The organism is Streptomyces sp. 35G-GA-8 (assembly GCF_023534745.1).
Taxonomy (GTDB): Bacteria; Actinomycetota; Actinomycetes; order Streptomycetales; family Streptomycetaceae; genus Streptomyces.
The window spans coordinates 537,979-549,814 of the sequence record NZ_JAMHJQ010000001.1 but is presented as its reverse complement, the minus strand read 5'-3'; the positions used below and the strand labels follow the sequence as shown (position 1 = coordinate 549,814).

The window sequence follows — 11,836 nt, the reverse complement described above, 5'->3', positions numbered from 1 at the left end:
TTCTGGGCCGATGCGCTGACTTTTCCTTTATGCCTTAGCGGGTTTGGCACCGCTTGGCAAGCTTGGCGATCTTATCACCACACGATGGGGGGACGTCCATGTCGTTCTGTTCTGTTTCTGGCATCTGACGGAAATTCAGCAAGCCTCCCCTTTTGGGGTTGTTGGTGATCCTTCCTCGTCCGTCCACGAGCGCTCCGAGCGGGAATTATTGCCCGGATTACGGGCGATGTGCTCCTTTTGCTCTTCCGGTGAGGGTGTACCGGAGACGTCAACCCGGGGTGTTCGTGGTGAGCCGGTGGTGAGGTCGTGCGGAGGCCGTAACGGTACGCGCGGCGGCGTGCGGCCCCGGGCGCCGCGCGGCGTGCCCCGGACGGCCCCGTAGGGTGCGAAGCATGGGGGACTCAATGGGGGAGTCAGACATGCATCCCGGCACTCCGGACCGGCGCAGCGCCGCGCGGTACTTGTGGTGGCTCGTCACCAGCCAGCGGGGGCGGGTGGCCGCCGGCGCGACCTGGGGCAGCGTCTGGATGATCGGGCTGACCCTGCCCCCGTATCTGCTCTCGCGCGCGATCGACGACGGCCTGGAGCCGGGGAACCGGGCGGCGTTCCTCGGCTGGGTCGGGGCGCTGTTCGGGGTGGGGGTGGCGAACGCCCTGGTCGGGATGGCACGCCACCGGACCATGACCAGGGTCCGGCAGGACGCCTCCTTCCGTACGGTGCGCGTCGTGATCCGCCAGGCGACCAGGCTGGGCGCCACCCTGCCGCGCCGCGTGACGGCGGGGGAGGTCGTCACGATCGGCATCGCCGATGTCAGCGCGCTCAGCCGGACGCTGACCATCACCGGCCCCGGCTTCGGCGCGGTGGTCGCGTATCTCGTCGTGGCCGCACTGCTGTTGTCCGTCTCCGTGCTCCTCGGCGCCGTCGTGCTGCTGGGTGTGCCGCTCCTCGCGGTGCTCGTCGGTCCGCTGCTCGGCCGGTTGCAGCGGTCGGAGACGGCATACCGCGAACGGCAGGGCGCCCTCACCGCGCGCTTCGTCGACATCGTCGGCGGGCTGCGCGTGCTGAGCGGGCTCGGCGGCAAGGACGTCTACGCGGGGCGCTACCGGCGCGATTCGGCGAGGCTCAAGGAAGAGGGGTACCGGGTCGGGGCCGTCACCAGCTGGATCGACGCTCTCGGCCTGGGACTTCCCGCGCTGTTCCTGGCCGCCGTCACCTGGCTTGCCGCCCGGTTGGCCGCGCAAGGGGCCATCACCGTGGGCGAGTTGGTGGCGGTGTACGGGTATGTGGCGGTCCTCGTCGTGCCCGTGGCGTTCTTCATCGAGGGCGGGTACGACCTGAGCCGCGGCCTGGTCAGCGCCCGCCGGGTCATCCGCTTCCTCGATCTGGAACCCGAACTCGCCGACGAGGAGGCGGGACCGGCCGCGGCGGACGCGCCCGCGTGCCCCGCCCCGCTGAGCGACCCGGCCTCCGGAGTCTCCCTGGCGCCCGGGACGCTGACCGCGCTCGTCTGCGCCCGGCCCTCGGACGCCACGGAAGTGGCCGACCGCCTGGGCCGGTTCGTCCCCTCGGACGCGACCTGGGACGGCATACGTCTCGACGCGATCGCGCTGTCCCGGATCCGCGAACGCGTACTGGTCGCGGACAACGAGGCCGACCTCTTCGCCGGGACCCTGCGCGACGCCGTCTCGGGCCGTCGCGACCGCGACGAGGAAGCCATCGCGGCGGCCGTCCACGCCGCCGCCGCGCAGGACATCGTGGACGGCAGAAGGAACGGCATCGACTCGCGCGTCCTCGCCGGGGGCCGCGATCTCTCCGGCGGCCAGCGGCAGCGCGTCCGGCTGATCCGGGCGCTGCTCGCCGATCCCGAGGTGCTGATCGCCATCGACCCCACCTCGGCGGTCGACGCGCACACCGAGGCCGCCCTCGCCTCCCGGCTGCGTACCGCCAGGGCCGGCCGCACCACCCTCGTCACCACCACCTCGCCGCTCGTGCTGGAGCGCGCCGACACGGTGCACTACCTGGTCGACGGGCGGGTGGCCGCCACCGGCAGCCACCACGAGCTGATCCGCGAGCAGGCCGGCTACCGCGCCCTCGTCTCGCGCGGTCTGGCAGAAGGGGCCGCCCGATGAGCACCGGCCGGACATCCGCCACCCCCGCCCACCATCTGCCCGTCGCCGAGCCGTCCCACGTCCGGCGCGCGGCGATCGAGCTGATCCGCCGGGACGGACGCGCCTTTGCCGCCGCGATCACCCTCAACGCGCTGGCGGCGGCCGTCGGGCTCGTCGGCCCCTGGCTGCTCGGCCGGATCATCAACACCGTACGGGCCGGCGGCGGGGTGTCCGCCGTCGACCGGTACGCGCTCGTCATCCTCGGGTGCGCGCTGGCACAGCTCCTGCTCGCGCGGTACGCACGCCTCATCGGCCACCGCTTCGGGGAGCGCACCTCCGCCCGTATCCGCGAGCGGCTTGTCGGCCGGGCGCTGGCGCTGCCCGCCTCGACCGTCGAACGCGCCGGTACGGGCGATCTGACCACCCGCGGCACCACCGATGTCACCGCCGTCGGCACCTCCCTGCGCGACGCCGGACCCGATGTGTTCATCGCGGGGGTACAGGCCCTGTTCATCCTGGGCGCGGTCTTCGTCCTCGACCCGCTGCTCGGCGCCTGCGGTCTGCTGGGACTGCTCGGTATCCGGGTCGTCACCCGCTGGTATCTGCGCCACGCGGGCACCGACTATCTGGCGGAGGGCGAGGCCAACTCCGTGCTGGCGGAGGTCCTTTCGTCCACCGCTTCGGCCGCCCGTACCGTCGAGGCGTTCGGACTCCAGGAGCGCCGCGTCGCCGCCTCCGAGGCGGCGATCGAGGAGTGCCTGCGGACGCGCAACCGGACGCTGTTCCTGCGCAGCGTGCTCTTTCCGGCCGTGGAGATCGGATACGTCGTCCCCGTCGTGGCGATCCTGCTGGTCGGCTACGCGCTGACCGGCGACGGCCTGGTGAGTCTCGGTACGGTGGTCGCCTGCGCCCTGTATCTGCGGCAGTTGGCGCAGCCACTCGACACGATCCTCCAGTGGGTGGAGCAACTCCAGAGCAGCGGCGCCTCCTTCGCCAGGATCGAGGGCCTGGCAGGCGCCGACACGGACACGGACTCCGACGCCCGCACTGACGCGGACCCGGGCACCTCGCGGACACGGACACCGGCCCGGCCCGCCCCGGACGGCGACCTGATCGAGGTCACCGGCGTGCGGTTCGCGTACGACGGCGGGCGCGATGTCCTGCACGGAGTCGATCTGACCGTACGGCCCGGCGAACGCCTCGCCATCGTCGGCCGCTCCGGCGCGGGCAAGTCCACCCTGGGACGGCTGCTCGCGGGCATCGACCGGCCCCGTACCGGTTCGGTGACGGTCGGCGGCGTGCCTGTCGCCGCACTCGACCCCGTCGAACTGCGCCGCCACGTGGTGCTGGTGACCCAGGAACACCATGTCTTCATCGACAGTGTCCGGGACAACCTGCTGATCGCCGCGCCCACGGCCACGGACGAGCGGATACGGGCGGCGCTCCACGCCGTCGGGGCGGACTGGGTCGACGACCTCCCGGACGGCCTGGACACGGAACTGGGCGCGGGTGTGCTCGGCGTCCCGGCGGGCTCCTCCGGCGCCGCTTCCGAGGGTGCCTCCGGCTCCGGTTCCGGCTCCGGTGGTGCGCCCGGCGAGATCGCGATCGATGGCGCGCGGTCGCAGCAACTCGCCCTGGCCAGGGTCGTGCTGGCCGATCCGCATACGGTCATCCTCGATGAGGCGACCGCACTCCTGGACCCGACGACCGCGCGCCACGCGGAACGGGCACTGGCCGCCGTACTCGAAGGCCGGACGGTCATCGCCATCGCGCACCGGCTGCACACGGCGCGCGACGCGGACCGGGTGGCCGTGATGGACGGCGGACTGCTGACGGAGCTGGGCACCCACGAGGCGCTGGTGAGCGAGGGCGGCGCATACGCCGGGCTGTGGCACTCCTGGCACGGCGACACCCCAGCGGCACCGTCCGGTCCGTAACGCGCGTACCCCGGCGGTCAGCGGCTGAACTGCACCGAGGCGAAGGCGAGGAAGTCCTCTCCACCGGGTTTGATCCGGGTGGCATGGCCCGCGCACCGCTTCTCGCTGTAGACGATCGCGACACGGTCGGTGGAGTTCTGCGGGTCCCGCGCGCTTCCGACGCTGTAGCACAGGCCGTCCGCGGGGTTTTCGAGGACGATCGGGCCGTACTCCGACGTGTAGAAGAAAAGCCCCTCGGCCGCTTGGGCGCTGAGCGGGAAGCCGATGCAGAGAACGGCGGCGGCACCGGCGGTGACCAGCGTCCTTCCGAGACTCTTCACGGGAACCTCTTTCGGTGGGAGTGAGGGGAGAGACAGGGAGAGAGGAGGGGAGGGAGGGGGAGGGAGGCGCTGAGCGGTGGAGCGGGGGCAGTCTGGCCACCTCGTTACGCGCGTATGCGTCGCCTCACTCGAACGGCCGCTGCGGAAACGTTTCTCTGTCACTCGTCCGTGGGGCGGCCGAGGGTACGATCGGCCGCCCCACCACACGTTCTCACCGCTCAGACCGCGGGGGCCGCCGACGCCGGAGGAGCGAGCTGGTCCGCGAGCCAGGTGGGGACTCCGCCGAGCAGTCTGAACAGACGGCCGGCCTCCGCGCGAAGACGGGTCGCCTCCGGTTCCGGTTCCGCGTCGGCCAGGGCCGCGAGGGCCGGGGCCGTGCCCACCAGGTAGCCCAACTCCTCCCGGATACGCAGGGACTCGCCGAAGCCGTGCCGTGCCTCCGCCAACTCCCCCTCGCGCAGGGCCAGCCCGGCCAGATGGCGCCAGGTGAAGGAGAGCAGAAGCGTCTCGCCGTGCGCGGTGGCCGCGGCATGGGCGCGGCGGTAGGCGGCGCGGGCCGACTGCGGGGAGTCCGAGAGGTGTTCGGCGACCAGACCGCGCCGGAAGTCGAGCAGGGCGCGCCCGGGAGCCGTCGGATCCAGCAGCGCCGCCGCCCGCCCCAGCGCCGACCGCGCCTCGTCCGCGCGGTCGCGTACACCGAGGACGGTCGAGGCGTAGGCGAGATGACCGCGTTCGCACGCGGCGGCGCCCCGTTCGTCGTCCTCGCGTGCCGTGGCCTCCGCCGCGCGGAGCGCGTCCTCGGCCTCCGGCCAGCCACCGCCCGTGAACAGACAGCGCTCCACGAGCAGCGCGGCCCGCTGGAGTGTCCGGGCGGGGACGGAGCTGTGCGGTGCGAGCAGGGCCGCTGCGTCGGTCCAACAGCCGCGCGAGCGCAGCCGCCATACCGCGGTCTGGAGAGGGTCGTCACCAGCGGTGGTTCCGGAACCAGACATGGCGGTATGCGCCACATTGCCCTCCCCGAGCGCGCCATTGTGCTGTTGAGTGTGGACGCATCTCAGCATGGATCGGCACGCCGGGCCAATAGGGCAGGTGAAAAATTTCACAATCGCTTGGTCATCGGCGGTGGTGGTGAGGCGCGGGCGACGGGGGTGTCCCGGGGTGCCGACCGGGGCGGGCGGGATCGCCGGGAGGGCTCTCACCTGGGGCGACTCATATGGAGCGAGGCACGGTGGGGCCCCGGAGCCCGACCTCGCGGCGCGAGCGGATCTTCCGCTGACCGTTCCGGGTGATGGCGGTCAACCTCCGTCTCCCTGGCACCCGGTGACGTCTTGATGACAAGGCGATGACAGGAGCGCGGTCTCAGCTCATCCGAAGCGCCTGTCTCAGCTCATCCGAAGCGCCAGGAAGAAGTCCAGCTTGTCCTCCAGGCGTGCCAGGTCACGGCCCGTCAGCTGTTCGATCCTGCCCACCCGATAACGCAGCGTGTTGACATGCAGATGCAGCCGGGCCGCACACCGGGTCCAGGAGCCGTCGCAGTCGAGGAACGCCTCCAGCGTGGGGATCAGCTCCGCGCGATGGCGCCGGTCGTAGTCGCGCAGCGGGTCGAGCAGGCGCGCGGTGAAGGCACGCCGTACGTCGTCCGGGACGAACGGCAACAGCAGTACGTGCGAGGCCAGTTCATGGTGGCCCGCCGCGCAGACCCGGCCCGGTCTGGCCGCCGCCACGCGACGGGCGTGGCGGGCCTCCTCCAGCGCGCCGCGCAGCCCCTCCGCCGAGTGCACCGCCGCGCTCACGCCCAGCGTCAGCCGGCCGTCGTCCGCGAGCCCCGCGGACAGCGGGTTCCGAACGGCGGCCAGCAGCGCGTCCGCGTGGATGCCGGGGTCCGCCGCGGGGGTGTCCAGGGGCTTCTCCGCCCCGGAACCGGCGCCCGGCGCCTCCCCGCCCGCTTCCGGGACGGCCGAGGGATCCAGGGACACCGCCGGCAGCGGCACCAGCGCGATCGCCTCATCACCCGTATGGGCTACCGCGATCCGGTCGGAGGCGTCCGCTCCCGCCCCGGCTCCGGTGCCCGCCCCCGTCCACGCGGGGTCGACAAGGATCTCCTCCAGCAGCGACTGGGCCACCGGACCGCCCTCGATCAGCGCCGCGCCCGCGCCGGCCGTACCACCCGTACCACCCGTACCTGCCGTACCACCCGTACCGCCCGCGCCCTCCGTGCCGTTCCCGGCGGCGCCCGTACCGTTCTGTGCCCACTCCACCCGGGCCACCACGACCTGCCAGTGCGGCGCCGTGCCCAGCCCCGGCAGCAGCACCGGAGCGGCCACGCGCAGCCGGGCGGCGATCTCGGCCGGGGCGGCGCCCGTCTGCACCAGCTCCAGGACCTCCTGGGCCAGTCGGCGTCGTACCGTACGGGCCGCGTCGCGCCGGTCGCGTTCCACCGCGATCAGCTGCGTCACGCCCTGGAGCAGGTCGAGCCGGGCCGCGGGCCAGTCTCCCGCGTCCGCCTCGACCGCGAGCAGCCAGTCGGAGAGCACGGTCTCGCGCACATCCCGGAAGGCGGTGGGGGTGGTTCCACGCCCCGCGTTGCGTACGGGGAAGAGGGAGTATGCCGTTCCGTCGACGGTCGTTCGAAAGGGGCTGTGGCGGCCCGCGCGGGTCGCGGCAAGGTGCTCGCCGGCCAGTACGACGGCCCTCGCCGGTGGCAGCGGGGCACCGGCGCCCGCGATCAGCCGCCCGGTGGGGGAGAGCACCCAGGCCCGCAGATCGAGGTCGGAGCCGAGGAGGTCGAGGACCACCTCGGGACCGCCGCCCGCCGGGCCCGAGGTCATCAGCCTGCGGTGCCGGTCGACCACCGCCGCCAGATCCCCGGCGCGCTCGCCGGACACCTGGCGCACCACATACTCCGTGATCGTCGCGAACGCCACGTCCTCGTTCACCGCGAAGAGCGGCAGCCGGTGCTGCTCACACGCCGTGACCAGATCCTTCGGGACAGCGCCCAACTCCGCCTCGCCCGCGGCGAGCCCGGCGACCCCGGCGCTCGCCAGGATGCGTACGAACGGTTCCGAGTCCTCGGCGGAGTGCCGCCAGGCGAGGCCGGTGAGGACCAGCTCTCCGCCCGACAGATAGCGGCTCGGGTCCCGCAGGTCGGTGGTCATCACCCCGCGGACCGTCCGGTCCAGCTCCTCCTCGCCGCCGAGCAGTCGCAGGCCCAGCGCGTCGGTTTCCAGCAGTGCGCGCAGCCGCATCTCGTCGCCGCCGATCTCTGATCTCGTCCCTTCGCACCGTGCGTTTCGGTACGAAGACCTTTTGGTTACCGGGCATTCGCCTTTCGTTCGAATCTACAAGACTCGGAAGGCGACCAGCCAATTCCTTCATGGTTTCGGTGACTGCACCAGGCGGAAGCGCTGCTTGTGTACTTGTGAGACCGGCCGTCCCCGGAGCCCAGCGATCACCAGCGATCACAGCGATCACAGCGATCACCACGATCACAGCGATCACCGAGACGATCAAGAAGAGAGCCGCATATGGACTTCCTTCGCCCCGCCGGCTGGGAGGAGGCGCTCGCCGCCAAGGCCGAGCACCCCAAGGCCGTACCCATCGCGGGTGGTACGGACGTCATGGTCGAGATCAACTTCGATCACCGGCGGCCGGAGTATCTGCTCGATCTCAACCGGATCGACGAGCTGCGCGACTGGGTGGTCGGCGAGGAGAACGTCCAGCTGGGCGCCTCCGTCCCGTACACCCACATCATGGAACACCTGCGGACGGAGCTGCCGGGCCTCGCGCTCGCCTCGCACACCGTCGCCTCGCCGCAGATACGCAACCGCGGGGGTGTCGGGGGCAACCTCGGCACCGCCTCCCCGGCCGGTGACGCGCATCCGGCGCTGCTCGCCGCGGGCGCCGAGGTCGAGGTCGAGTCGGTACGCGGCTCACGCCGTATCCCGATCGACGCGTTCTACACCGGCGTGAAGCGCAACGCCCTCGAACCCGACGAGCTGATCAAGTGGGTGCACATCAAGAAGGCGGCCGGGCCGCAGCAGTACTCCAAGGTCGGCACCCGCAACGCGATGGTCATCGCGGTCTGCGCGTTCGGGCTTGCCCTGCATCCCGAGACCCGGACCGTACGGACCGGCATCGGCTCGGCGGCGCCCACCCCCATCCGGGCGCGGGACGCGGAAACGTTTCTGAACGCGGCGCTCGACGAGGGCGGCTTCTGGGACAACGGAAAGATCATCACACCGTCCGTCGCCAAGCGGTTCGCGGATCTCGTCGCGGGCGCCTGCAACCCCATCGACGATGTGCGCGGTACCGCGAAGTACCGCCGTCACGCGGTCGGCATCCTGGCCCGCCGCCAGCTCGGCTGGACCTGGGAGCAGTACCGCGCGGACGGTGGCGGCACCGGCCGGACCCTCGAAGGAGCTGCCTGACCATGCGTGTCAATGTCACGGTCAACGGCCGCGCGCAGGAAGTCGACGACGTCTGGGAGGGCGAGAGCCTGCTCTACGTACTGCGCGAGCGCATGGGCCTTCCGGGCTCCAAGAACGCCTGTGAGCAGGGTGAATGCGGCTCCTGTACGGTACGGCTCGATGGCGTCCCGGTCTGTTCCTGCCTGGTGGCGGCCGGCCAGGCCGAAGGCCGCGAGGTCATCACCGTCGAGGGGCTCGCGGAGTACACCGGGCACGGCGGCGAGTCGGGCGAACTCTCCCCGATCCAGCAGGCGTTCATCGACGCGGGCGCCATACAGTGCGGCTTCTGCACGCCGGGCCTGCTGGTCGCGGCCGACGAGATGCTGGAGCGCAACCCCTCCCCGAGCGACGCGGACATCCGGGAGGCGCTGTCGGGCAACCTCTGCCGCTGCACCGGCTACGAGAAGATACTCGACGCGGTCCGCCTCGCGGCCGCCCGTCAGGGAGAGGCGGTCTGAGCATGGCCACGACCGACACACCCTCCGGCCGCGGAGCTTCCCTCGGCCGCGGACCCCTGCCCGGCCGCGGCGCCTCCTCCGGCGCCGGGGCTCCCATCGGGGCTCCCACCACCCTCAGCCAGGGCACGGGGACCAGGGGCGGCATAGGCGAGTCGACGCTCCGTCCCGACGGCATACTCAAGGTCACCGGCGAATTCGCGTACTCCTCCGACATGTGGCACGAAGACATGTTGTGGGGACACACATTGCGCTCCACCGTGGCGCACGCCGAGATCAGGTCGATCGACACCGCCGAGGCGCTCGCGACCCCCGGTGTCTACGCCGTACTGACCTATGACGATCTCCCGACGGCCGTCAAGAACTACGGTCTGGAGATCCAGGACACCCCCGTCCTCGCCCATGGCAGGGTCCGGCACCACGGCGAGCCGGTCGCCCTGGTGGCCGCCGACCACCCGGAGACCGCCCGTCGCGCCGCCGCCAAGATACGCATCGACTACGCCGAACTGCCGGTCGTCACCGACGAGGCGTCCGCGACCGCTCCCGGCGCCCCGCTGATCCACGAGAACCGCGACGACCACCACATCGGACATGTCCCGCACCCGAACATCGTCCACCGCCAGCCGATCGTCCGCGGCGACGCCGACGCGGCGGCGGCGCGCGCCGATGTGATCGTCTCGGGCGACTATGTCTTCGGCATGCAGGACCAGGCGTTCCTCGGCCCCGAGTCCGGTCTCGCGGTGCCCGCCGAGGACGGCGGCGTCGATCTGTATGTCGCCACCCAGTGGCTCCACTCCGATCTGCGCCAGATCGCCCCCGTGCTCGGCCTGCCCGAGGACAAGGTCCGGATGACGCTCTCCGGCGTCGGCGGCGCCTTCGGCGGCCGGGAAGACCTCTCCATGCAGATCCACGCCTGTCTGCTGGCGCTGCGCACCGGCAAACCGGTGAAGATCGTCTACAACCGGTTCGAGTCCTTCTTCGGCCATGTGCACCGGCACCCCGCGAAGCTCTGGTACGAACACGGCGCGACCCGCGACGGCAAGATCACCCATATGAAGTGCCGGATCGTGCTGGACGGCGGCGCGTACGCCTCCGCCTCCCCCGCCGTCGTCGGCAACGCCTCCTCCCTCTCCGTCGGCCCGTACGTCGTCGAGGACGTCGACATCGAGGCGATCGCGCTCTACACCAACAACCCGCCCTGCGGCGCGATGCGCGGCTTCGGCGCGGTCCAGGCCTGCTTCGCCTACGAGGCGCAGATGGACAAGTTGGCGGCGGCGCTGGACATGGATCCGGTGGAGTTCCGCCGGCTCAACGCCATGGAGCAGGGCACGCTGCTGCCGACCGGACAGCGCGTCGACTCCCCGGCGCCCGTCGCCGAACTGCTGCGCCGCGTCAAGGCAAGACCGCTCCCGCCCGAACAGCAGTGGCTCGTGGCCGGCGAGGCGGCCGACGTACGGGCACTGCCCGGCGGGCTCTCCAACACCACCCATGGCGAAGGGGTCGTACGGGGTGTGGGCTATGCGGTCGGCATCAAGAACGTCGGCTTCTCCGAGGGCTTCGACGACTACTCCACCGCGCGCGTACGGCTCGAAGTGATCAACGGGGTGCCGGTGGCGGTCGTCCACACCGCGATGGCGGAGGTCGGCCAGGGCGGGGTGACCGTACACGCCCAGATCGCCCGTACCGAGCTGGGCGTCACGCAGGTCACCATCCAGCCGGCCGACACCCAGGTCGGTTCCGCGGGGTCCACCTCCGCGTCCCGTCAGACGTATGTCACGGGCGGAGCGGTGAAGCACGCCTGCGAGAAGGTCCGGGAGAAGGTCCTGGAGATCGGCCGGCGCACGTTCGGTACGTACCACCCGGCCTGGGCCACCGCCGAGTTGCTGCTCGAAGGCGGCAAGGTCGTCACCGACGGCGGCGAGGTCCTGGCCGATCTGGCGGACGTGCTGGCGGACGAGGTCGTGGATCTGGAGCTGGAGTGGCGCCACCGTCCCACCCAGCCCTTCGATCTCCGGACGGGACAGGGCAACGGCCATGTCCAGTACTCGTTCGCCGCGCACCGCGCGGTCGTCGAGGTCGACACCGAACTGGGCCTGGTCAAGGTCGTCGAGCTGGCCGTCGCCCAGGATGTCGGCAAGGCGCTCAACCCGCTCTCCGTCCTGGGCCAGATCCAGGGCGGCACCACCCAGGGTCTGGGGGTGGCGGTGATGGAGGAGATCATCGTCGATCCCGTGACCGCGAAGGTGCGCAACCCGTCCTTCACGGACTATCTGATCCCCACCATCCTCGATACGCCGACGATCCCCGTCGACGTACTCGAACTGGCCGATGAACACGCGCCGTACGGTCTGCGCGGCATCGGCGAGGCTCCGACCCTCTCGTCGACTCCCGCGGTCCTGGCGGCCATCAGGAACGCGACGGGTCTGGAGCTGAACAGGACGCCGGTACGCCCCGAGCACCTCACCGGCACAGGCACCGGCACAGGCACCGGCACAGGCACCGGCACCGGCACCTGAAGCATCTGATTCGTCTCGGGCCGTCCCCCGGGTC

Annotated in this window: 8 protein-coding genes; 5 read left to right on the top strand and 3 right to left on the bottom strand. The window is 71.5% G+C overall.

The genetic code is table 11. The annotated features are described in order from the left end of the window. The first annotated feature begins 419 nt into the window (after positions 1-419). Positions 420-2,129, top strand: coding sequence for an ABC transporter transmembrane domain-containing protein (locus M1203_RS02370; protein WP_374401544.1), 1,710 nt, complete (start codon positions 420-422; stop codon positions 2,127-2,129). Further along, the gene (locus tag M1203_RS02365; protein WP_249947753.1) at positions 2,126-4,045 is read left to right on the top strand and encodes an ABC transporter ATP-binding protein; all 1,920 of its coding nucleotides are present in this window, start codon (positions 2,126-2,128) and stop codon (positions 4,043-4,045) included. The genes M1203_RS02370 and M1203_RS02365 overlap by 4 nt, the downstream gene beginning before the upstream one ends. Before the next feature lie 17 nt (positions 4,046-4,062). Here M1203_RS02365 and M1203_RS02360 read toward each other — a convergent pair whose 3' ends face one another. From M1203_RS02360 to M1203_RS02350, 3 genes are all read right to left on the bottom strand, one after another. Beyond that, entirely contained in the window at positions 4,063-4,365 is a 303-nt protein-coding gene (locus M1203_RS02360) for a hypothetical protein (protein WP_249947752.1), read from the bottom strand. A 218-nt stretch (positions 4,366-4,583) separates the two neighbouring features. Then, the gene (locus tag M1203_RS02355; protein ID WP_283958052.1) at positions 4,584-5,357 is read right to left on the bottom strand and encodes a hypothetical protein; all 774 of its coding nucleotides are present in this window, start codon (positions 5,355-5,357) and stop codon (positions 4,584-4,586) included. Positions 5,358-5,747: 390 nt separating this feature from the next. Further along, entirely contained in the window at positions 5,748-7,610 is a 1,863-nt protein-coding gene (locus M1203_RS02350) for a PucR family transcriptional regulator ligand-binding domain-containing protein (protein WP_249947750.1), read from the bottom strand. Positions 7,611-7,889: 279 nt separating this feature from the next. On the opposite strand from M1203_RS02350, the gene M1203_RS02345 reads away from it, so the two are divergent. From M1203_RS02345 to pucD, 3 genes are read left to right on the top strand one after another with little or no spacing between them, the layout of a single operon-like run. Next, entirely contained in the window at positions 7,890-8,792 is a 903-nt protein-coding gene (locus M1203_RS02345; RefSeq protein WP_249947749.1) for a xanthine dehydrogenase family protein subunit M, read from the top strand. A 2-nt stretch (positions 8,793-8,794) separates the two neighbouring features. After that, on the top strand, positions 8,795-9,289 hold the full coding sequence (locus tag M1203_RS02340) for a (2Fe-2S)-binding protein (RefSeq protein ID WP_249947748.1): 495 nt from the start codon (positions 8,795-8,797) through the stop codon (positions 9,287-9,289). A 2-nt stretch (positions 9,290-9,291) separates the two neighbouring features. Continuing rightward, positions 9,292-11,802 carry a xanthine dehydrogenase subunit D gene (pucD, locus tag M1203_RS02335; protein WP_249947747.1) on the top strand — a complete coding sequence of 837 codons (2,511 nt, stop codon included), beginning with the start codon at positions 9,292-9,294 and terminating at the stop codon, positions 11,800-11,802. The last annotated feature ends 34 nt before the right edge of the window (positions 11,803-11,836 follow it).